The following is a 22,397-nucleotide window of genomic DNA, read 5'->3' as shown; positions in this document are numbered from 1 at the left end:
ATTAGCTTAGTGGCGAACTGACTGCTTTGTTGAGAGTCGAAGCCGGTAACTTTTTGCCTTCCCCTGTTTCAGAAAGGACGCACATGTCGTTTTTCAAAATCGCCTCCGTGGCCGCTATCGCCCTGACCCTGGGCGCTTGCGCGAGTCTGTTCCAGCCCAACTACCGGACGCCGCTGGAAACCACCCGCGATGCCTCCGAGCAACTCAAGCCCGGTTGCAGCAACCCGGATTGCCCGCTGGTCAACATCGACACCCTGCACTTCCCGGCCGAGCCGCAATTGGACGGCATCATTGAAAAACGCCTGCTGCAAATGACCCGCACCTCGCCCGATTCCCCGGTGGCACCGACCCTGGCGGCCTATCGCGAAGAGTTTTTGCACACTGCCAGCCCACACAACAGCAGTTATCTGCAGGCGAAGGTACGTGAGCAGCATGACGGCTTGGTGATCGTCGAATTGTCCAGCTACCTGGACACCGGCGGTGACCATGGCACGCCGGGGCGAGGCTTTATCAACTACTCGCGCCAGCAGCATAAAGTGCTGACGTTGTCGGACATGCTGGTGCCAGGGCAGGAGGACGCGTTCTGGAAAGCGGCGCAGGTGGCGCACAACAGCTGGCTGATCAGCACCAAGCTCGATCAGGAACCGGAGTTCGTGAAGAGCTGGCCGTTCCAGAAAACCCGGAACGTGGCGCTGACCTACGGTGGGGTGATCCTCAAGTACGAAACCAGCACCATCGCGCCTTACGCGCTGGGCCATGTCGAACTGAAGATCCCCTACCCTCGCCTGAACGGCATCATCAAACCCGAGCTGTTTCCCGGCCGTAACTGAAGGCCCGGCCCAGCACAAGCTGCAGCAGCCCTGCCACTACCAGTGCCGGCAGGGTGGCGCCGACATCCGGATACAGGTTGGCCAGCAAATGATAGGTGCTGACCCCGCCCAGCCAGGCGAGCAGCGCCGGCCAGCGCAATGCGACCGAGGCCACCTGGCCGCTACGCTTGCGCAGGATGAAGTGGTCCACCAGCACCACGCCGAACAACGGCGCAAACACCGAACCGATCAGCAGCAGGAAGTTCTGGTACTGGGCCAACGGCGCCAGCAGGGCAATCAGCGTGCAGATGACGCCGATGGCCAGGGCCAGGTGCTCGACTTTGGCGCGCAACAGAATCCCGCTGGACACCGCCGCCGAGTGAATATCGGCAAAGGCATTTTCCGATTCATCCAGCAGAATCAGCAGTAGCGGAATCCCCAAGCCGGCACCGGCCAGCGCCAGCAGCAAGGCATTGACTTCACCGCTCGGCGCGAACGCCAGGGTGTAGGCCACGCCCAGGCTCATCAGCCAGAAATTACCGATAAAGAAACCGATGGCGGTGCCACCGAAGACGTTTTTCGCCCGCTTGCCGAAGCGCGAGTAGTCGGCGATCAGCGGCAACCACGACAGCGGCATGGCAATGGCGATGTCGAAACCCACAGCGAACGGCATCGAACCGTCACCGGCCTGGGCCCACAATGCGGCCAGGTCAGCCTTGGCGAACAGGTTCCAGGTCAGCCAGGCGCAGGCGGCCAGCAGCAGCCAGATACCCCATTTGCGCAGGATCTGCCGGACGAACGTCAGCGGACCACTGACCGCCAACAGGGTCGCCAGGGCGCCGAAGAACAGCGTCCAGAGCAATGGATTGGACAGCAGACTGCCTTCGCTGAACGCTTTGGCGCCCAACAGGCTGGCGGCATCGCGCATGACGATGATTTCGAACGAGCCCCAGCCGATCAGTTGCAGCAGGTTCAGCACCGCCGGCAGGCTCGCGCCTTTGGTACCGAGGCTGAGCTTGAGCGCGGCCATCGACGACAGGCCGGTGTCGCTGCCAATCACTCCGACCGCCGCCAGCAGTAGAACGCCGACCAGGGTGCCGAGAAAAATCGCCAGCAACGAACCGGACAGACCCAGGCCTGGCGCGAGCAATGCACCGGTTTGCAACACCATCAGGCCGATGCCGAGGGAGAACCACAACGAAAACAGGTCGCGGCCACCGAAGACACGTTTGTCGGTCGGCACCGCGATGTCAGGGGAATAAGTGCTGGGTTGAATGCTCAAGGGTGTTATCTCAGAGGGGCATTTGTTGTTGTGTAGATCGCTATCGCCAGCAGGCTGGCTCCCACAGGGGACATGTGAACGCCACAGATCCAATGTGGGAGCCAGCCTGCTGGCGATGGGGCCTGTGCAGGCCCCACCCTTTCAGGTCAGATCAAACTTTCTGATACAGCTGACTGCCTTCCTGCTTGAAGCGTTCAGCCTGTTCGGCCATGCCCTGGGCGACATCCACGTCGACCGCTTCGATCCGTTGGTTAGCCGCGTACTCGCGGACTTCCTGAGTGATCTTCATCGAGCAGAATTTCGGCCCGCACATCGAGCAGAAATGCGCGACCTTGGCCGAGTCCTTCGGCAGGGTTTCATCGTGATACGAGCGGGCAGTGTCCGGATCGAGGCCCAGGTTGAACTGGTCTTCCCAACGGAATTCGAAACGCGCCTTGCTCAAGGCATTGTCGCGGATCTGTGCGCCCGGGTGCCCCTTCGCCAGATCAGCGGCATGCGCGGCGATCTTGTACGTGATGATCCCGGTCTTCACGTCATCCTTGTTCGGCAGGCCCAGGTGCTCTTTCGGCGTCACGTAGCAGAGCATGGCGCAACCGAACCAGCCGATCATCGCCGCACCGATGCCGGAGGTGATGTGGTCGTAGCCCGGCGCGATGTCGGTGGTCAGCGGGCCGAGGGTGTAGAACGGTGCCTCGTCGCAGCACTCAAGCTGCTTGTCCATGTTCTCTTTGATCAACTGCATCGGCACGTGGCCCGGACCTTCGATCATGCACTGCACGTCGTGTTTCCAGGCAATCTTGGTCAGCTCGCCGAGGGTTTCCAGCTCGCCGAACTGCGCTTCGTCGTTGGCGTCGGCAATCGAGCCCGGACGCAGGCCGTCGCCCAGCGAGAAGCTGACGTCGTAGGCCTTCATGATTTCGCAGATGTCTTCGAAATGGGTATAGAGGAAGTTCTCTTTGTGGTGCGCCAGGCACCACTTGGCCATGATCGAACCGCCGCGGGAGACGATGCCGGTCACGCGCTTGGCGGTCATCGGCACGTAGCGCAACAGCACGCCAGCGTGGATGGTGAAGTAGTCGACGCCCTGCTCGGCCTGCTCGATCAGCGTGTCGTGGAACAGCTCCCAGGTCAGGTCTTCAGCGGCGCCGCCGACTTTTTCCAGGGCCTGGTAGATCGGCACGGTACCGATCGGCACCGGCGAGTTACGGATGATCCACTCGCGGGTTTCGTGGATGTGCTTGCCGGTGGACAGGTCCATGACCGTGTCCGAACCCCAGCGAATGCCCCAGGTCAGTTTCGCCACTTCTTCTTCGATGGACGAACCCAGGGCACTGTTGCCGATGTTGCCGTTGATCTTCACCAGGAAGTTACGGCCGATGATCATCGGTTCCAGTTCGGTGTGGTTGATGTTGGCCGGAATGATCGCGCGGCCGCGGGCGATTTCGTCACGGACGAATTCAGGGGTGATGATTTTCGGTACGCTGGCGCCGAAGCTATGGCCGGCGTGTTGCTGGTCCAGCAGGCCGGCGGCGCGGGCCACTTCCAGCTTCATGTTTTCGCGGATGGCGACGTATTCCATCTCGGCGGTGATGATGCCTTTGCGCGCGTAGTGCATCTGGCTGACGTTGGCACCCGGCTTGGCGCGGCGCGGGTTGTTGACGTGGGCGAAACGCAGTTTGGTCAGCTCCGGATCGGCAAGGCGCTCCTGGCCGAAGTTGGAGCTCAAGCCGGACAGACGTTCGGTGTCGCCACGGGATTCGATCCACGGCGAACGCACGTCGGCCAAGCCTTTGCGCACGTCGATGATGACATTGGGGTCGGTGTAGGGGCCCGAGGTGTCGTACACCACTACCGGCGCGTTGATTTCGCCGCCGAAGTCGGTCGGGGTCACGTCCAGGCTGATTTCGCGCATCGGCACGAGGATGTCCGGGCGAGTGCCCTGGACATAAATTTTTTGCGAGCGGGTAAACGGCTGAACCGATTGCTGATCGACCTTGGCCGAGTCACTCAGATTGGTTGCGATTTTTGATTTTGTAGTCATCACGGGCTCTCCAGACACACATCCAGGCAGTGGATTTTTTGTCGGAGCGAACCTGTAAACGAATGGGCGCACGGATGCTGGAAAACCAGCTGTGCTGTGCTCAATGCTCGAGGGGTGTTCGATTGTCGAACAACATCCCGGACGAAGCACAAGAGGACTCGCCGGGTGACGAGAAATCTTGTTCCCTACGCAGGCGCTAACCTGATCAGGTTCAACGGGATCCGAAATTATTCGATCTCAGCCTCATAGCAAGGCACCCCGACAAGAACCCGACCAGTCTAGACACAACTGGCAAAGAACGCCAACCCCGCGGCAAACACCATGATGAATGGCGTTATTACACGCAGTATCAGGATTGTTGCCGCCCCAATGCACAACTACACTCGCTACGCTGAGCCGGCATTGACGCTGTCAAAGCAGGGCCTTAGCCTTGGTGCTCAAATTACCTTCGTAATATCAATTCTAGGGATCGTCTATGCTGCGCAAACTCTCACTGGCCCTTGCCGTGTCTTGTGCGTCCAACGGAATGGCCTGGGCAGCAGATGCGCCCTTATCGAACAAGACGGACCTGGTCAGCGTTTATCAGGAAGCCGTCAACAACAACGCCGATCTGGCGGCTGCCATCGCCCAATATGGCGCGCAGAAGGAAGTCGTACCCCAGGCCCGCGCCGGGCTGCTGCCGAACCTCTCGGCCGGCGCGAATATTTCCGAGGTGCGTACGGATCTCGATCAGCCGTCCGCCACGCTCAACCGCGACGCTCATTCTTACCAGGCCACTTTGGCGCAGCCGCTGTTCCGGGCTGATCGCTGGTTCCAGTTCCAGGCCGCCAAGGAAGTCAACGAACAGGCCGCCCTGCAACTCTCGGCGACCGAGCAAAACCTGATCCTGCAAACCGCCGACAGCTATTTCAACGTGCTGCGCACCCAGGACAACCTGGCCTCGACCAAGGCTGAAGAAGCGGCGTTCAAACGCCAGCTCGATCAATCCAACGAGCGTTTCGATGTCGGTCTCTCGGACAAGACCGACGTATTGAACTCACAAGCCAGCTACGACACCGCACGTGCCAACCGGATCGTTGCGCAGCGCCAGGTGGACGACGCCTTTGAAGCATTGATCACCCTGACCAACCGTCAGTACAACTCGATCTGGGGCATCAGCCATAACTTACCGATCCTGCCGCCAATACCGAACGACGCCAAGGCCTGGGTCGAAACGGCGGGCAGGCAGAACCTCAATCTGTTGGCCAGCAACTATGCCGTCAGCGCCGCCGAGCAAACCCTCAAGCAGCGCAAGTCCGGGCACTTGCCAACGGTTGATGCGATAGCCAAGTACGAGAAAGGCGACAACGACGCATTGGGCTTCAGCAACCCGAACAACCAGGCCGTGCCGTTCGGTGGCAACGCCGAGCAAACGACCGTTGGCCTGCAACTGAACATCCCGATCTACAGTGGTGGCTTGATCAACTCCCAGGTCCGTCAATCGTATGCACAGCTGGACCAGACCGAGCAGCAACGCGAATCCCTGCGCCGCAGCATCGTGGAAAACACCCGCGACCTGCACCGCGCGGTGAACACCGATGTCGAGCAGGTACAGGCGCGCAAGCAATCGATCATTTCCAACCAGAGCGCGGTGGAAGCGACTGAAATCGGCTATCAGGTGGGTACGCGAAACATCGTCGACGTGCTGGATGCGCAGCGCCAGCTCTACACCTCGGTGCGCGACTACAACAACACCCGCTACGACTACATCCTCGACAACCTGCGCTTGAAGCAACAGGCCGGCACGTTGAATCCGGGGGATCTGCAAACCCTGGCACGCTGGCTCAATCCGAACTACAACCCGGACAAGGATTTCCTGCCACCGGATCTGGCCAAGGCTGCGGCTGAGCAATTGAAAGCGCGACCGGAGCAGTAAAAGCAAAAGCTTCGCGAGCAGGCTCGCTCCCACAGTGTTTCGAGTGTGGGAGCGAGCCTGCTCGCGAATGAATACAACTCGGTCTAACGCTCGATCAACCGCCCCAACCCGTCCAGCAACCGCTGCAACGCACCTTGATTAGTGCGCATCACGTTCAACCCGGCCTCTGCCATGCGCTGCGCATCTCGCGGCAGTTCGAACAGCCGCTGCACCGCCACCGCCAGCCCTTCGGCATCCTCCACTTCCTGCAACGCCCCGGCACTGCGCAACTGCGCGGCGATTTCGAGGAAGTTGAAAAGATGCGGCCCGCTCAATACCGGCTTAGCGAGGGCCGCCGGCTCCAGCAGGTTATGCCCGCCGTTGGGTACCAGGCTGCCACCGACGAATGCACTGTCCGCCAGGGCATAGAGAAACAGCAACTCGCCCATGGTGTCGCCCAGCAGCACTGAAGTATTCGCGCCGACCGCATCGCCGCTGGAACGCCGGACCGTGGCAAACCCTTGTTGCAGGCACAACCCGTACACCGAATTGAAGCGCTCCGGATGACGCGGTACCAGAATCAGCAAGGCATCGGGATGAGTGGCCAGCAACTGACGATGGGCCGCCAGCACCACCTCGTCTTCGCCGTCATGGGTACTGGCCGCGATCCACACCGGCCGTTCCAGCGCCTGCCATTGCCCGCGCAATTGGCTGGCGCGCTCCAGCAGTTGCGGGTCGATGGTCAGGTCGAACTTGATCGAGCCCGTGACCTGGACTGTTTCGGTCCGGGCGCCCAGGTTACGCAAGCGTTGCGCCTCGGCTTCGGTCTGCACTGCGAACAGGCTCATCTCCGCCAGCATCGGCTGGGTCAGCGTGGGAAACCGGCCATAGCCCTTGGCCGAACGCTCGGACAGCCGCGCATTGGCCAGCGCCACGGGGATCCCGCGTTTGGCACACTGATGGATATGGTTGGGCCACAGTTCGGTTTCCATGATCACCGCCAGTTTCGGCTGGACCCGATCGAGGAAGCGCCGGGCGGCGCACGGCAAATCGTAAGGCAGATAGCAGTGCTGGATGCGCGGCTCATTGGCGAACAGTGCCAGGATCCGTTCCGACCCGGTCGGCGTCATGCAGGTAACGGTGATCGGCAGATTCGGATAACGCGCCAGCAAGGCGCGGATCATTGGCGCAGCCGCAATGCTTTCGCCCACCGACACGGCGTGCACCCAGATGCCGCCCGGTTTCATCGTCGGCATCGCGAAGGAAAAGCGCTCGCCGATGCGCTTGGCATACGCCGGCGCCTTGCGCGCGCGCAGCCACAGCCGAATCGCTACCAATGGCAGCCCCAGATAAAACAGCGCGGTGTAGAGAGTTCTATTCATGGCGGCGGAGTTTATCGGCTTTTTTCGCCAATCGTCTGCAAGTGCACGGCAAAACGTTCGGCGAGCCAGCGCGCCGCAGGACCGAGCGGCTCATCCCGACGCCATACCAGTTCCACCACCAGGGCCGGCGGGGTCCATTCGCTGACCAGTTCGACCATCTGATTCTGATAAGTCGGGTACTGCACTACGTGGCGTGGCAACCAGGCCCAGCCGAGGCCACGCACCAGCCATTCGGCCATCACATAGAAACTGTCGGCGCGCCAGACTTGCGGGCTGGCGGGATCACTGCCGGGGTAAATGCTCGACGCCGTGGACATCAGCAACTGCCGATGTTGCGCCAATTGTTGGCTATCCACTGCGCCTTTACGCGCCAACGGATGATCCTTGCCGCACACCGTGACCATTTCCACGCTGCCCAGCACCCGCCGTTCAAGTGCCTCGGGAATCTGATCGTGAAAGAACAGCAGCCCCAGATCGGCGCGCCGCTCCACCAGCTTGCGCGCGACATCGCCTTGGGCGGCGCTGGTCAGTTGCACTTCAAGGCTGGGGAATTTTTCCGCCAGGGCCTCGAAGCTTTCGATGATCGGCTGATACGGCATCGCTTCATCCTGCGCCACACGCAGTCGCGCTTCCTGCCCGCGCATCATCGCCAGCGCCCGGCCGTTGAGCCGTTCGCACTGGCGCAACACCTCCCGTGCTTCGTCCAGCAAAGCGGTACCGGCTTCAGTGAGCTTCGGTTGACGCCCGCTGCTACGGTCGAACAGGCTGACACCCAGGTCTTCTTCCAGCAGCGCTATCGAACTGCTGACCGCCGACTGCGCCTTGCGCTGATCCCGCGCCACGGCAGAAAACGAACGCTGCTCCGCTACGCTGACAAACAACCGCAACTGCTCCAGATTCCATTGCATGCTCATGGCTCAACCCATCTTCTAAACAGATAGGTAATGACTTTACCGCATCTGGCGAATCACTAGAATGCCGACCTCAGAGAGCAACACTTCACACGAGGATTGACCCATGACCGCTTACTACTACCTGGCCATTGCCATCTGTGCCGAAGTGATTGCCACTGTTTCGATGAAAGCCGTCAAGGGCCTCAGCACCCCGCTGCCGCTGGTGCTGGTCATCCTCGGCTACGGCATTGCCTTCTGGATGCTGACCCTGGTGGTGCGCAGCGTTCCGGTGGGTGTGGCGTACGCTGTGTGGGCCGGCATGGGGATCGTGATGGTCAGCGTCGCGGCGCTGTTTATCTACGGGCAGAAGCTGGACGTGCCGGCGATGCTGGGGATGGCGTTGATTGTGCTGGGTGTTGTGGTCATCCAGCTCTTCTCCAAGTCGGCCGGCCACTAAGTCCGAAGCACATTTCACTGTGGGAGCGAGCCAGCTCGCGAAAGCGGTGTATTAGTCGACATTGATATCGACTGATGCGGCCCCATCGCGAGCAGGCTCGCTCCCACAGGTTTTGTGCTCACGTCTTGATCCAGTAAATCCCCTCCACTTCGAGTCTGTATACTGCGCCCTCGTCTTGAACACAGAGGTCGCCGAATGCCATCCGTTATTTCCACCGACGTTCTGATTGTCGGCGCTGGTGTCGCCGGCCTCTGGCTGAATGCACGCCTGCGCCGCCAGGGTTTTTCGACCGTGCTGGTGGAAAGTGCCAGCCTCGGTGGCGGGCAGAGCGTGAAGTCCCAGGGCATCATCCACGGCGGCGCCAAATACGCGCTGCATGGCGCCCTGACCGGCGCCTCGGAAGCCATCGCCGACATGCCGCGCCGCTGGCGCGAAGCCCTGGCCGGTGACGGCGAGCTGGATCTGTCCGGCGTGCGCCTGCTGTCCGAAGCTCATTACCTCTGGTCCCCCGGCACCCTCGCCGGCAACCTCACCAGTTTCTTTGCCAGCAAGGCCGTGCGCGGTCGCGTCGATCAGGTCAAGGGCGAGCAATTGCCGCCGGCCCTGCAGGACAAGCGCTTCAAGGGCAAGGTCTATCGCCTGGCGGAACTGGTGGTCGACGTGCCGAGCCTGATCCAGCGCCTGGCCGACCTGGCCGGAGATGGCTTGCTCGCAGGGCAAAAGATCGAGCCGCTGCTGGAAGGCGGCGTGCTGGTCGGCCTGAAGGTGGACGAGCGCGAGATCCGTGCCCAACGCATCGTCCTGAGCGCCGGTGCCGGGACGGCGGCATTGCTTGAAGCGCTGGGCCTGAGCCAGCCCGCCATGCAGCGCCGCCCGTTGCACATGATCATCGCCAAGGGGCCGAGCCTCAAACCGCTTTACGCCCATTGCCTGGGTGGCGGCACCAAACCGCGCATCACCGTGACCACGCACCCGGCGGCGGATGGCCAATGGGTCTGGTACCTGGGCGGCGATATCGCGGAATCCGAAGGTGTGGCCCGTGAGCCCGCCGAGCAGATCGCCACCGCACAGAAAGAACTCGGCCAGTTGCTGCCGTGGATCGACTTGAGCACGGTCCGTTGGGCCACCCTGCGTGTGGATCGCGCCGAACCCCTGCAATCCGGCCTGACCCGCCCCGACAATGCGTTTCTCGCAGAAGAAGGCCGACTGCTGGTGGGCTGGCCGACCAAGCTCGCCCTGGCGCCGGACTTCGCCGATCGCGTGATCGCCAGCCTGACCCGCGACGGTATCCAGCCAAGCCACCTGGCAGCATTGCCTGAGCTGCCGAAGCCGCCGATGGGCGTACCTGCCTGGGAGCAACTGCTGCCATGAGCCAACCGACCCTGCACGACCTGCATCGCCCGCTGGGCAGTACCGGCCTGGTGGTTTCACCCTTGGGCCTGGGCACGGTGAAACTGGGCCGCGACCAAGGGGTGAAGTACCCCAACGGCTTCCGGATTCCCGATGACGTTGAAGCTCGCATGCTGCTCAAACTCGCCCGCGGCCTGGGCATCAACCTGATCGACACCGCCCCGGCCTATGGTCGCAGCGAAGAACGCCTCGGCCCGTTGCTGCGCGGTCAGCGTCAGGATTGGGTGATTGTCAGCAAGGCCGGTGAAGAGTTTGCCGACGGCCAGTCCCTTCACGATTTCAGCGCCGCACACACTCGAATGTCGGTGGAACGCAGCCTGCAACGTCTTGAAACGGACTTCATCGACCTGGTGCTGGTGCACTCCGATGGTAACGACCTGGCGATCCTCAATGACTGCGAAGTCTACGAGACCCTTGCCGCGCTCAAGGCCGAAGGCAAGATTCGCGGTTTCGGCTTTTCCGGCAAAACCGTCGACGGTGGCCTGAAGGCACTGGAGCAAGGCGACTGCGCGATGGTCACCTACAATCTGAACGAACAAAACGAGAAGGCCGTGATTGACTATGCTGCTGCACACGGCAAAGCCATTCTGGTCAAGAAAGCCCTCGCCAGTGGTCATGTCTGCCTGAGTCCGGGCGTAGATCCGGTGCGCGCCAGTTTCGAATTGTTGTTTGAACATCCGGGTGTTGCCAGTGCTATTGTCGGGACCATCAATCCGCTGCACCTCGCCCACAATGTCGCGACCGTTGCCCAGGTCCTACGTAGCCACTGACGCCGCCCACGCGGCCTTAAGCAGGAGCCGACATGTCGCGTACGCTCATCAGAAAGAACCCGAGCAACTTCAAGACCCTGCCGTTATTCGTCGAAGCGACGCCCGAAGGCCTGGCTTATCAGAGCGTCGGCAGGCCGCTGAACTTCGCCCAGACCCTGCAACGTCGTCGTCCGGTGACGGTCGGCGACAGCGAACGGTTTGCTCTGGAACTGGCCAATCTCGGGGTTTCGGTGCGCCTGACCCTGCATTGGCAGAATCGCGATTATTGGGTGCTGGTGCGCCAACGCCGGCAGGACCGTGGCGATGTGGTGCTCAAGCTGATCTCCGGATACGTGCCGGCTCATGAGCTGAACCTGCCCTTGCACACGGCGATCCAGGAAATTGCCGAAGAATGCCTGCTGGAGACTCCGGAAGGCTGGCTCGGTGGGCGGTTCAATGACACCTGGCTGCCGACGCCCTACTCGGCCGCCCTGCATTACCGTGAAGCCCTGCCATTTCGCTTGTCGCCACTGTCCGGCTCGGCGCGGCCGGTACGCTGCGCCAACCTGATGCTGATAGAGCGCCCGCGGGCTTACGTGCATTTGCCAACGGCGTCACTGCAGTTGATTTACGACTTGCGCCTGGACGTTCCCAAGGAAGCCAAATCCCTGAGCCTGCTCCATGTCGATGAAAGACTGGAAGGCGATCAACTCGTCGCCCGCCTCGACCGCAAGCGCCCCGATCTGTACTTGATGCCCTTGCAGGATGGTCACCCGTTGGCTGAGCTCTACACCTTGAAAAAGGATCAACTGTACCCGGCCAGCACGCGCGGCCTGTACCTGGCCGAGAGTTTTGCCCGACAGGAAGGCTGGTTGGTGCGCGATGAGCGGATTCGCTGGAAGGACTGGGTGAGACAGCAGGGTTTGACCCCTCCGGGGAAGGATTCGGGGTTGGCGCTGTTACGCGGTAAGGCCAAGCAACTGCTGAAGAAGATCGTGCCGAGAAAAAAGGTCAGCTCTTAAACGTAAAAGATCGCAGCCTGCGGCAGCTCCTACGTTGGAACGCGTGTTCCTGTAGGAGCTGCCGCAGGCTGCGATCTTTTGATTTTACGATCCCCGGGCTACAGGAAAAGATCGCAGGCTACGCCAGCTCCTACGACTTGCGGATCTTCTCGACAATCGCGGTGGTCGAGCTGTTTTCCACCAGCCCCAGCACTTTCACGGTGCCGCCGTAGGCCGTCACGATGTCCGCGCCGACCACCTGGTCGACCCCGTAGTCACCACCCTTGACCAGCACATCCGGCTTGACCGCGCTCAGCAGGTTTTCCGGAGTGCCTTCCGGGAAACTGATGACCCAGTCCACCGCCCCCAGACCGGCCAGCACCGCCATGCGCCGGTCGACACTGTTGATCGGACGGCCCGGCCCTTTCAGGCGGCTGACCGATGCATCGTCGTTTACCGCAACGATCAAACGATCGCCCTGGGCCCGCGCCTGTTCGAGGTAGGTCACATGACCGGCGTGCAGAATATCGAAGCAACCGTTGGTGAACACGATCCGCTCTTTGTGCGCGCGGGCATCGTCGACCGCCAGCAACAGTTGCTCAAGACCTAGCACACCGCGCTCGGAACCTTCCTCGCGCTGGATCGCACGACGCAGTTCCGGCGCACTGATGGCCGCCGTACCGAGTTTGCCGACCACGATACCGGCCGCCAGATTGGCCAGAGCCACCGCGTGAGGCAGCTCTTCGCCAGCGGCAATCGCGGCCGCCAGGGTGGAAATCACCGTATCGCCAGCACCGGTCACGTCGAACACTTCACGGGCCCGGGCCGGCAAGTGCAGCGCCGGATGATCCGGACGCAGCAAGGTCATGCCGTGCTCGCCACGGGTCACCAACAAAGCACCGAGGTCCAGGTCGTGCATCAGCTGCGCGCCCTTGCTCACCAATTCGTGCTCATCGGCGCAACCACCGACGATGGTTTCGAATTCGTTGAGATTCGGCGTGATCAGGCTCGCACCGCGGTAGATCGAGAAATCCTTGCCCTTGGGATCAGCCAGCACCGGAATGCCACGGGCACGGGCGGCCTGGATCAGCGCCTGATGGTTTTTCAGCGCACCTTTGCCGTAGTCGGACAGCACCAGCACCTTGATGCCTTCGAGCAACTCATCGACCTGCGCGACCAGCGCCAGCGCATCAGTGGCGAAAGGTTCTTCGAAGTCGATACGCAGCAATTGCTGGTGACGGCTCATGACCCGCAGCTTGACGATGGTCGGCTGGTGCGCGATGCGCTGGAAGGTGGCCCGCACGCCAGCGCCCTTGAGGCTGTTGACCAGGCTGTTGGCGGCTTCATCGTCGCCGGTGACACCGACCAGCGAGGCCGGAGCCCCCAGGGCGGCAATGTTCAAGGCAACGTTGGCAGCGCCGCCCGGACGGTCCTCGATGTGATCGACCTTGACCACCGGCACCGGCGCCTCAGGAGAAATCCGTGAGGTACCACCATGCCAGTAACGGTCGAGCATGACATCGCCGACTACCAAGACAGGGGCTTGATCGAATCGCGGCATGGACAACTTCATGGTGCAACCCACATACAAAATGAACAGGGGCGCGATATTAGCACAGGGTTGGCGTCGGCTTGTGTGGTGGCTGCAAGCGGATGATTCGCGGGGCTTTCTTGCTCATTTTTTGAGCAGCAGATCCGCCAGACGACGACACGTATCGCTCATCCCCATCGCTTGCGCATCGATTTCGCACTCGGCATGCAGCGGCGCCTCGTAGGGACTGTCTATAGCGGTGAAGTCCTTGATCGGGCAAGAAGCGTAAAGGTCTGGATACAAATCACCAGACGCGTTGCACGTCAGGTGTGCGAAAGGGCGAGCCAGGCTCGCCCTTTCGGGGTCAGGCGATGTCTTCGGCCGGGGCGTCGAGGCCCATCGCGTTGAGGCGCGAGTAGTAGCCGTTTTGCGCCAGCAGTTGCTCATGGGTGCCGCGCTCGACGATTTTCCCCTGATCCATGACCAGGATCAGGTCGGCCTTCTCGATCGTCGACAGGCGATGAGCGATCACCAGCGTGGTGCGACCTTTCATGACCTGATCCAGGGCGGCCTGAATATGCCGCTCGGACTCGGTATCGAGTGCCGAGGTCGCCTCATCGAGAATCAGCAGCGGAGCATTCTTCAACAGCGCCCGGGCAATCGCCAGGCGCTGGCGCTGACCACCGGACAGCAGCACGCCGTTTTCCCCGACCTGGGTATCCAGGCCTTCAGGCAACTGAGCAATGAAGTCCATTGCATAGGCATCCTTGGCCGCCTTTTCAATGTCTTCACGGGGTGCGCCAGCCAGGTCGCCATAGGCGATGTTGTTGGCCACGGTATCGCTGAACAGTGTCACGTGCTGAGTCACCTGGGCGATATGCCGACGCAGGTTCAACAGCTTGTACTGCTCCACTTCGACGCCATCGATGAGGATTTCGCCCTTGTCGTGGTGATAGAAACGCGGAATCAGATTGGCCAGGGTCGACTTGCCGCTGCCCGAACGTCCCACCAACGCCACCATTTGCCCGGGCTCGACCGAGAAACTGATGTCATTGAGCACCTGACGCTCGGTATCAGGGTAGGTGAAGCTGAGGTTGCGCACGTCCAGGCGACCGCTGACGGCATCGCGCTCGACGGTGCCGGTATCGACTTCAGGCTCGACATCCAGTTGCTCGAAGATACTTTCAGCGCCGGCCACCCCCTTCTGGATGGTCGAGCTGACTTCGGACAACTGGCGAATCGGCTTGGGCAGCAGGCCGGCCAGGGTGATGTAGGCCACCATGTCGCCGGCTGACGCATCGCCACGCAGGAACAGCACCAGGAACATCAGCACGGCCATGGCGGTATAGATCACCAATTGCAGCAGCGGCGTGTAGATGGCGCCGGTGCGGGTCATGCGCAATTGCTTGTCAGTGTTGCCCTGGCTGGCGTCGAAGAAGCGTTTCTCTTCATAGGCTTCACCACCGAAGCTGCGCACCACGCGATAACCCTGGATGGTTTCGGACGCCACATGCGTCACGTCTCCCATGGCCAGCTGGATTTTCTTGCTCTGCTTGCGGAATTTCTTGCTGGCGGTGCGCACCATGATGGCGATCAGCGGCAGGATGGCGACCATGACCAGCGTCAGGCGCCAGTTCATGAACAACAGCGAGGCAAACAGGAAGATCACCGTCATGCCTTCACGAATTACGACCTTGATTGCATCCGTTGCCGCCCCCGTGACCATGGTCACGTTGAAGGTGATACGTGAAATCAGGTGTCCCGAGTTATGCTTGTCGAAATACCGGTTTGGCAACACCAGCAGGTTGTTGAATAACTGCACCCGCAAGTCATGGACCAGGCCCAGGGAAACCTTGGCCAGGAAGTAGTTGCCCAGGTACGACCCCAATCCCTGCCACGCAGCGATCAGGATGATCAACAACGGCACCGCCTGCAGCAGTTGCAGATCCCGCAGGTAGGGCACGCTTGGAAACAGCGCCGCTTCTGGGTTGGACAGACCGTCGACGAAGTACTTGAGGATGTAGCCCAGCATTGGCTGCGTCGAAGCGAAAATCAGAAAACCGACGATGCTGATCAGGAACAGGCTGATGTACGGCCGGACATAGCCGAGCAGACGGAAGTAGATTTTCAAGCTCGATGGGCTTGCACTAAGACTGGAGTCGGTCATATCACGCGAATGTCGATAAAAAGGACGCTGACTTTAGCACAGCTTCCCCAGGGTTCTGGCAATCGCATACAGTCTGTGTATTGTGGCGCGTCAAATACCCACCAGATGTCCCTGCCTTGGTACGCTCGCTCAATTCAGGAATAAGTTATTCAGCATGCAATCAAACGCTTTGAACAGCACGTCCAATAGAATCTTCGATTTCATTTGTTTGTGGATCCTTCCGCTCGGTTATTTATTGCTGCTTTGTGCGCTGTTTTTCCTGCCTGGGCGCAGTGTGCATCACAAGCTTTACTATGGCCTGTTCAGTATTCCGGCACTGATTGCGCTGTGCCTGCGTCCGCGGTTCAGCAAAGAACTGCTGCGCGAACCGATCGTCATTGCAGCCCTGCTGTTTGTGGCGTGGGCACTGCTCAGTCTGCGCTGGGGACCGGGCGGCGACATCGACTTCGGTCAGTTCAAACCCCCATTGCACACCCTGTTTCTGTTCGTCGGCTGCTACCTGCTGGTGCGCTATCGCAGCGAAATCATTCAGCCCCTGCTGTTCTGCGCCGCGATCGTGGCGCTGGTCGCCACTGTCTACAACCTGTACAGGTTCGGCCTGATCTACCAACCGGAAATGCGCCTGATCGGAGTAGGTGCGTTCGACAACCCACTGCTCAGCTCCCACGTTTTCGGTTTTTTCTGTACCTACTGGCTGAGCCTGAGCATGACCTGCAAGCGACACCAGGTACTTTGGTTGAGCATACCGGCGATGGCGATCATGTTCGCCGCCGTCCTGGCCACCGGCTCAAGGACTCCACTGGTTGCACTGACGCTGGCCGCGCTGTGGCTGAGTTACATCTGCTGGAATCGACAGTCGGTCTTCATGCTTGGTTCCATGGTCATCGCCGAAACGGCGACTTTCGCGTTGTTTGCGGACAAGATCTTCGAAAGAGGCAGTTCCTTCCGTATCGAACTCTGGCAAATGGCCCTGGACAGGATCGCTGAACACCCATGGATCGGGCACGGCTACAACGCTGGACTGAGCCTGGACCCCGGCGCCGGCTCCCCCCTTCAGGAGCCTCATAGCTTCGCCCTGGGCGTGCTCTACTACGTCGGCATTATCGGTCTGCTGCCATGGCTGTTCTTCATTGTGTGGAGCTTCATCAGCAGCCGGCGCCATCGCGTGCAACCGCTGTTCATCATTGCCTCGACCTGGCTGGCCTTCGGTATCGGTGCGGGGCTGACCGAAGGTGGCGGGATTATCTCTCGCCCCAAGGAGCACTGGTTCCTGCTGTGGATCCCGTTGGCACTGATTGCCGCATTGAGCATCAATCAACGGGCCAGGCGCCTGCTGGACAGACCGATCAAGACCGCGACGCCAAGCGCCCTGCAACAGCTGACGGCCGATGCCCTGATCATCGAAGAAGATGGTTTGGGCCCCAAAGTCCTGCGCCTGACCGATGGCAGCTTTCTCAAGCTGTTCCGCCGTCGCCGCTGGTACACCTCGGGCAGTTTCACGCCCTACTCCGATCGTTTTGCCGTCAACAGCGTGCAACTGCGCAGCATGGGCATCCCGACACCGCACATCCTCGACCTTTACCGGTTCGAAGACGGCAGCACCGCTGTGCACTACTCTCCCTTGCCGGGCAACACGCTGCGCCAGATCCTGCAAGGCATCACCGCCCCGGCTGTGCGCCAGGCACTGGTGGAACGCTTCGGCAAATTCATGGCCCAACTGCATCAGCAAGGGGTCTATTTCCGCTCCCTGCACTTGGGCAATGTGCTGGTGCTGGAGGACGGCGAGTTCGGCCTGATCGACCTGGCCGACCTGCGGATTTACCCTTCATCGTTGAGCCCTTCGCTGCGTCGGCGCAATCTGCGCCACATGCAGCGCTACGCATCAGATCGGCACTGGCTGTTCGAGGATCACTTCGAAGCGCTGCTTCAGGGATACGCTGCGGTGGCTTCGAAAGCCGACGTGGATAATTTGCACAGGCACGTGCTGGCCGGGAGTCCTCCGGCCCAGGCTCACCGATGATAGAAACCAACCCGCTTATCGCGATGACGGCCTACCTGCTCGCCATCGCGACTGCTGCGCTACTGTTGCGCAGCGTGCCGAGACTCACCCGACAGCTGGAGCATCGCGGCGAAAGCCGCTTTGCCGGCATCGACGGCTTACGCGGGTATCTGGCCTTCGGCGTGTTCGTCCATCACTCGATCATTACCTGGATCTTTCTGCAAACCGGCGTGACCGATTTTCCGCCGAGCAACTTCTACTCGCAGCTCGGCCAGGGCAGCGTCGCCCTCTTTTTCATGATCACCGGCTTTCTGTTCTGGGACCGCTTGCTCACCCACGGGCGGCAACACGACTGGCTGGCATTTGCGGTATCTCGGCTGTTTCGCCTCTACCCGCTCTACCTGCCGCTGATGTTGGCCGTGTTTGTCTGTGTGTTCTATTTGCAGGACTGGGAACTCAAGGATTCCGCCACCCAACTCATTGGCCAGACCCTGGCCTGGCTGTTCTTCGACCGGCCAGACGTCAACCAGTACCACCAGACCGGTATGCTGATCTCCAACGTCACCTGGACGCTGGGGTACGAGGTGTTTTTCTACCTTGCCCTGCCACTGGCCGCCATGGTGTTCATTTATCGCGGAGGCTGGATGCAGACGGTGCTGTGCCTGATCGGCATCTACACCCTTTATCAGGTGGTCGGATGGGAGCACTCGCTGAAGAAGCACTTCCTGACCAGTTTCCTCGGCGGCATCGCTGCGGCGTACTGGGTTCGCCGTCCACAATGGGTCGCCTGGAGCCTGTCTCCGCTGGCGGGCATCATCGCCCTGCTCGCATTGGCGATCGCCTTTACGGTGTTCAACCGGGCATTCAACCTGGGAGCGCTGCTGCTGCTTTCACTGTTCTTTGTGATCGTGGCGTCCGGCAACACCTTGTTCGGCGCCCTGAGACCACGCAGCATTCGCTGGCTGGGGGAAATCAGCTACAGCACGTATTTGCTGCACGGTTTCGTGCTCTGGGTACTGGTGCAGCGACTGCCGCCGCTATTGCATCTTGACGCCCGGCAAGCCTGGGTTTTCCTGCCGTTGCTGGCTGTGTGCAGTTGCCTGCTGATCATCATCAGCAGCCTGACTTACCTGTACATCGAAAAGCCCGGTATCAATGCCGGCAAGAAAACCCTGCACTGGTTGCGCCAGAACAGGAAGCCGAGGAAAGAGTTTTTAGAGGAGACGGCTCAACAACGTTGAGCAATCGTCGCGGCATATCGCCACCCAACATCCCGCCCCGCTCCCCTTGAGTCCAGCCCGGGGCTCAGTCTTTCTCCAGCCGCGAGAAGTACATCCGCCCCAGCCCGCGCCAGGTTTTCTTGTTCCAGGCCTTGAACGGAATCTGCGCCAGCAGCTCCCGCGCCAGCTTGCGATCACGGTTGGCGGTCTTGAGGAACATGGAGTTGAGAAATTTGTAGCGCACTTCGTCATACAGCGGGTGATCGCTGAAGAGTGCGTAGGTGCGCAGGATGCTGTCGATCATGAAGCGGTGGTTCTTGTAGGAGTTGGTGGCGTGCTTGCGATAGCGCGCCATCAACACATTCAGACCATCGATAAAGTAACCGGCATGGGTCACCTTCAGCTCAATCAGCAAGTCTTCCAGGCGAATGGTCGGGTCGAATCCGCCCACCTTCTCCAGCGCTTCGCGACGGATCATCAGGGTGGGTGCCGGAGGATAGGGCTTGCGCTCCAGGAACATGTCGTCGAAGTCCAGGCGACGGAACGGTACATCCCGGCGCTGGCGCTTCTCGGGGTAGAGATTGCCATCGGCATCGATCAACTCGATGTTACCGGCGCAAATGCCGACCTCGGGCTTGCCATCCATATGCGCGACCTGGGTGGCGATTCGCTCCGGCAACATGATGTCATCCGAACCGAACGGCACGATCAGGCTGCCCTTGGCCCGGGCAATAGCACCATTGAGGGTGTTGGTCAGCCCCTGGTTTTCCTGCACCCGGAAATCGAAACCATGGATGACCTGCAACGCCTTGATCCGCTTGACGCTGTCATCTTTCGAGCCATCGTCGACCACCAGCAACTCGATGTTCTGATAGGTCTGGTTGAGGACGCTGAGAATGCTTTCCTCGATGTAAGGGGCATGGTTATACGACGCGATGATGACCGTGACGATGGGTTGCGCGTCGTTCATGGCTGTTCCTTGCGGGCCTGTTCCAGGCCGGAGTCGATCAGATTGAGGTATTCGCGACGGAACTCCTCGATGTCATGGTGTTGCTGCAGATAACGGAAGGCCTGCTCACCCTTGGCCTTGAGCTCGTTATCCGACAGCCCGAGGTAGGTGTCCAGCGCCGCCTGCAACGTCGGCACATCCTTCGGCGTAATCGCCAGGCCACCGGCCCCCTCGATGAGCGGCAACATGGCCGGCACGTTCGAGGCAATCACCGGCAAATGCCCACTCATGCCTTCAAGCAGCGCCAGCCCGAGACCTTCGGCCAGGGAAGGCATGGTCCAGATATCGAAAGCGCGAATGTACTGCAGGGCAATTTCCTTGAACCCCAGCAAATGGGCGCGACCGCTGAGACCGAGGCGGTCGATTTCCGCCGCCAGGCGCGACTCTTCGCGGCCGGCACCGATGATCGCCAGTTGGGTATTCGGGTATTTGTCCTTGAGTGCCGCGAAGGCCTGCAGCAAATAGATATGGCCCTTGACCGGCACCAGTCGCCCCAACGCACCGATCAGCCGCACCGACGGATCAATGCCCAACATTTCTCGGGCCTTTTCACGACTGTGTTGCAGACCTTCGGCTTGCTCGATGTCGATGGCATTGGTGATGGCGTAGGTATTCTGGTCGGTGAAGCCGCAGTCACAGTCCAGCAGATACTGTTTCACCGCAGGCGACACGCCAACGAAGCGCCAGTGACGATCGATCAGGCGCTGGGTCTGGCGGCGCCGGTAAAAACGGTCGTACTCGCCAAAGCCGTGGGAAATGCCGATGCACAAAGGCACTTTCAGCCAGCGGTTGAGCGCCAGCATCATGTTCACCGGCTTGAAGCGGTTGCAGATCACCACATCGAATTTTTCCCGACGGCAGAACTTGTATAGCTGCCACATGGCCCGCAGGCGCATGCCCTTGAGGGACTTGTCGGAAAACTCGAAGTACACCGAACGGTCGGCTCGGCTCACCGCTTCGCCCGGCCCGGGTTTGCCGCGCAAAAACGCGGCAGTCACTTCATAGCGCTCACTGGGCAGGGCCTTGACGATTTGCTCCGCGAGGTCGGCGAAATCATGGGCTTTGACGTTGTAGTCAGGCTGCAGTTGCAGGACCTTTGACCGCTGACTCATAACTCTCCCCGCTGAGAAACATTGCCTGGTGTGTGCTTGAGGGACCACAAAAGCTCGTGGCGCCGGACGGCCTTGCGAAAGAATTCGTTCTGGCCATAGGTTGGCGGCAAGCGGCCGGCCAACAACCGTTGGATCAACCGACGCAAGCGACGCTTGAACGGCATCGCCGGCTGCAGGTCGTGCATCATGCCCAACGCCATGGCTTTGTCTCGCTGTTGTTCCAGCGGTATTGGCAGGCAATAAGGCTGCATCGGTTGGGCCGGTTCGAAGGCCGGCGGCAAGGCGATGCCATCACCGGTATCACCCATCGGCCAGCGGTCGTTGTCGTGCAGGTGGTTGGCGTAGCCCAATAGCGTGGTCGGTTGCCAGTCCAGGCCTTGCAAGGCTTCGAGGACTGCCGCCTGGGCGCAGATATGATCGGGGTGCGGATCCAGGGTCGGATGCGGCAGGACGATGACCTCGGGCCGGGCCCGCAGCAACAACTCTCGTAGATCCGCCAGCAGGTTGTTCCAGGTCGGCGCGCCATCGACATCGCCGGGCAGTGCGAAAGGATTCAGCCGGCGGAACAGACGGATGTCGCTCATATCCGCTTCCCGCGATCCCGCCGCCACCGCAGGCGCAGCCTGCATGCTCGGCAACTGTAGACAGAAGTAACCCAGTTGTACGCAGTGAGCCTCGGGCACACCGGCCCAACGTGGCACGGCAATGCTGTCCCAGGTGCGCAGGCGGCCTTTCAAGCGGGCCGCATCGACCTTGTTCAGGCCCATCTGCCGATAGTGTTCGGCTTCGATTTCACCGGCGGTCAGCGTGACGATCCAGGTTTCGTCGGCCTGGCTGTACAAACCGTAGGCTGCCAATTCGGCGTCATCGGCGTGAGGGGCGATGACCATCACCCGCTGACGCCGGTAATCCGGATGCTCGAACGCCCACAGCACGGGCTCACCAAACACGCGACAGAAGCGCCCGCGCAAGCGCAGGTCACCACGCGACAGCGCCTGTGCCTGACCACTGAGATTGAGGTAACGCAGGCCGTTTACGCCCCGTTCGAAGGTTTGTCGATCAGGGTTTTCGCCACCCGCCAACTCCACCACCGGATCGATAAAACGCCCCAGCCAGGTGCTCTTTACCCGCAGGGCCAACACCAGCGTCGCGTCGTCGACCAGCATCACGCCCTCGTCCAGCCGCAAGTGTTCACCGCTCAGGTGCACCTTGGGCTGTGGCGTGTACGGGGGAAAGCTGTACTGGTAATCGTCTTTCGCTGAGTAGAACAGATGGTCGGCAAACCAGGCTTCGTGGGCAATCCAGCCCAGAACCGCCAGCACCAGCGGCAACCACCAGGCCACCGCCACACCCATGACGATCAACAGCACCAGCGCAATCAACAGGCCGATACGTTTATTGCGCCGGTGGCGCTTGAGCAGTTGCTGTTTGCGGCTTATGG

At 60.7% G+C, this 22,397-nt stretch carries 18 protein-coding genes and 1 riboswitch; of the genes, 8 read left to right on the top strand and 10 right to left on the bottom strand.

Going from position 1 to position 22,397, the window contains the following annotated elements; translation table 11 throughout:
• The first annotated feature begins 83 nt into the window (after nucleotides 1–83).
• A complete protein-coding gene (locus tag KGA83_RS13190; protein WP_223529865.1) occupies nucleotides 84–830 on the top strand; it encodes an RsiV family protein in 747 nt (248 codons plus the stop codon).
• Here KGA83_RS13190 and cytX read toward each other — a convergent pair.
• The gene (gene cytX, locus KGA83_RS13185; protein ID WP_223529864.1) at nucleotides 799–2,091 is read right to left on the bottom strand and encodes a putative hydroxymethylpyrimidine transporter CytX; all 1,293 of its coding nucleotides are present in this window, start codon (nucleotides 2,089–2,091) and stop codon (nucleotides 799–801) included. The two genes, KGA83_RS13190 and cytX, sit on opposite strands and share 32 nt — an antisense overlap.
• A 151-nt stretch (nucleotides 2,092–2,242) precedes the next feature.
• Nucleotides 2,243–4,132: a phosphomethylpyrimidine synthase ThiC gene (thiC, locus tag KGA83_RS13180; RefSeq protein WP_223529863.1), complete on the bottom strand. Its 1,890-nt coding sequence runs from the start codon at nucleotides 4,130–4,132 to the stop codon at nucleotides 2,243–2,245.
• Nucleotides 4,133–4,297: 165 nt separating this feature from the next.
• A riboswitch (TPP riboswitch) is annotated at nucleotides 4,298–4,403 on the bottom strand.
• A gap of 204 nt (nucleotides 4,404–4,607) precedes the next feature.
• Here thiC and KGA83_RS13175 point away from each other — a divergent pair.
• Entirely contained in the window at nucleotides 4,608–6,047 is a 1,440-nt protein-coding gene (locus KGA83_RS13175; RefSeq protein ID WP_108218387.1) for a TolC family outer membrane protein, read from the top strand.
• Between the two features lie 83 nt (nucleotides 6,048–6,130).
• Here KGA83_RS13175 and waaA read toward each other — a convergent pair whose 3' ends face one another.
• On the bottom strand, nucleotides 6,131–7,408 hold the full coding sequence (waaA, locus tag KGA83_RS13170; RefSeq protein ID WP_108218386.1) for a lipid IV(A) 3-deoxy-D-manno-octulosonic acid transferase: 1,278 nt from the start codon (nucleotides 7,406–7,408) through the stop codon (nucleotides 6,131–6,133).
• A gap of 11 nt (nucleotides 7,409–7,419) precedes the next feature.
• Complete coding sequence (locus KGA83_RS13165; RefSeq protein WP_177413258.1) at nucleotides 7,420–8,322, bottom strand: LysR family transcriptional regulator; 903 nt, start codon at nucleotides 8,320–8,322, stop codon at nucleotides 7,420–7,422.
• Nucleotides 8,323–8,425: 103 nt separating this feature from the next.
• Here KGA83_RS13165 and KGA83_RS13160 point away from each other — a divergent pair, with 103 nt between their 5' ends.
• The 4 genes from KGA83_RS13160 to KGA83_RS13145 all read left to right on the top strand — a co-directional run bounded on the left by KGA83_RS13160 (nucleotide 8,426) and on the right by KGA83_RS13145 (nucleotide 11,939).
• Complete coding sequence (locus tag KGA83_RS13160; protein WP_108218385.1) at nucleotides 8,426–8,758, top strand: DMT family transporter; 333 nt, start codon at nucleotides 8,426–8,428, stop codon at nucleotides 8,756–8,758.
• A 195-nt stretch (nucleotides 8,759–8,953) separates the two neighbouring features.
• Nucleotides 8,954–10,129 carry an NAD(P)/FAD-dependent oxidoreductase gene (locus tag KGA83_RS13155; RefSeq protein WP_108218384.1) on the top strand — a complete coding sequence of 392 codons (1,176 nt, stop codon included), beginning with the start codon at nucleotides 8,954–8,956 and terminating at the stop codon, nucleotides 10,127–10,129.
• A complete protein-coding gene (locus KGA83_RS13150; protein WP_223529862.1) occupies nucleotides 10,126–10,938 on the top strand; it encodes an aldo/keto reductase in 813 nt (270 codons plus the stop codon). The genes KGA83_RS13155 and KGA83_RS13150 overlap by 4 nt, the downstream gene beginning before the upstream one ends.
• A 32-nt stretch (nucleotides 10,939–10,970) precedes the next feature.
• Nucleotides 10,971–11,939, top strand: a complete 969-nt coding sequence (locus KGA83_RS13145; RefSeq protein ID WP_108218382.1) for a metal ABC transporter ATPase — start codon at nucleotides 10,971–10,973, stop codon at nucleotides 11,937–11,939.
• Nucleotides 11,940–12,069: 130 nt separating this feature from the next.
• On the opposite strand, the gene hldE is transcribed toward KGA83_RS13145, so the two are convergent.
• The 3 genes from hldE to msbA form a co-directional block, all read right to left on the bottom strand.
• Nucleotides 12,070–13,491: a bifunctional D-glycero-beta-D-manno-heptose-7-phosphate kinase/D-glycero-beta-D-manno-heptose 1-phosphate adenylyltransferase HldE gene (hldE, locus tag KGA83_RS13140; RefSeq protein WP_108218500.1), complete on the bottom strand. Its 1,422-nt coding sequence runs from the start codon at nucleotides 13,489–13,491 to the stop codon at nucleotides 12,070–12,072.
• 102 nt (nucleotides 13,492–13,593) lie between these two features.
• The gene (locus KGA83_RS13135) at nucleotides 13,594–13,752 is read right to left on the bottom strand and encodes a hypothetical protein (RefSeq protein ID WP_223529861.1); all 159 of its coding nucleotides are present in this window, start codon (nucleotides 13,750–13,752) and stop codon (nucleotides 13,594–13,596) included.
• A gap of 61 nt (nucleotides 13,753–13,813) precedes the next feature.
• The gene (gene msbA / locus KGA83_RS13130) at nucleotides 13,814–15,616 is read right to left on the bottom strand and encodes a lipid A export permease/ATP-binding protein MsbA (protein WP_108218381.1); all 1,803 of its coding nucleotides are present in this window, start codon (nucleotides 15,614–15,616) and stop codon (nucleotides 13,814–13,816) included.
• A gap of 154 nt (nucleotides 15,617–15,770) precedes the next feature.
• On the opposite strand from msbA, the gene KGA83_RS13125 reads away from it, so the two are divergent.
• Together KGA83_RS13125 and KGA83_RS13120 are read left to right on the top strand one after the other, a co-directional pair.
• A complete protein-coding gene (locus KGA83_RS13125; protein WP_108218380.1) occupies nucleotides 15,771–17,636 on the top strand; it encodes a bifunctional O-antigen ligase/aminoglycoside phosphotransferase family protein in 1,866 nt (621 codons plus the stop codon).
• The gene (locus KGA83_RS13120; RefSeq protein WP_108218379.1) at nucleotides 17,633–18,856 is read left to right on the top strand and encodes an acyltransferase family protein; all 1,224 of its coding nucleotides are present in this window, start codon (nucleotides 17,633–17,635) and stop codon (nucleotides 18,854–18,856) included. The genes KGA83_RS13125 and KGA83_RS13120 overlap by 4 nt, the downstream gene beginning before the upstream one ends.
• Nucleotides 18,857–18,920: 64 nt before the next feature.
• On the opposite strand, the gene KGA83_RS13115 is transcribed toward KGA83_RS13120, so the two are convergent.
• Genes KGA83_RS13115 through KGA83_RS13105 form a run of 3 tightly spaced genes read right to left on the bottom strand, consistent with a single transcriptional unit; the run spans nucleotide 18,921 to nucleotide 22,395 of the window.
• Nucleotides 18,921–19,805 (bottom strand): glycosyltransferase, encoded by an 885-nt coding sequence (locus tag KGA83_RS13115; RefSeq protein ID WP_108218378.1) that lies wholly within the window; start codon nucleotides 19,803–19,805, stop codon nucleotides 18,921–18,923.
• Nucleotides 19,802–20,956, bottom strand: coding sequence for a glycosyltransferase family 4 protein (locus KGA83_RS13110; protein WP_108218377.1), 1,155 nt, complete (start codon nucleotides 20,954–20,956; stop codon nucleotides 19,802–19,804). The genes KGA83_RS13115 and KGA83_RS13110 overlap by 4 nt, the downstream gene beginning before the upstream one ends.
• Nucleotides 20,953–22,395 (bottom strand): PIG-L deacetylase family protein, encoded by a 1,443-nt coding sequence (locus KGA83_RS13105; protein ID WP_108218499.1) that lies wholly within the window; start codon nucleotides 22,393–22,395, stop codon nucleotides 20,953–20,955. Before KGA83_RS13105 ends, KGA83_RS13110 begins: the two co-directional genes overlap by 4 nt.
• Between the last annotated feature and the right edge of the window lie 2 nt (nucleotides 22,396–22,397).

This window comes from Pseudomonas sp. GL-R-19 (assembly GCF_019956375.1).
Classification (GTDB): domain Bacteria; phylum Pseudomonadota; class Gammaproteobacteria; order Pseudomonadales; family Pseudomonadaceae; genus Aquipseudomonas.
This window is presented reverse-complemented; position numbering and strand designations above follow the sequence as displayed.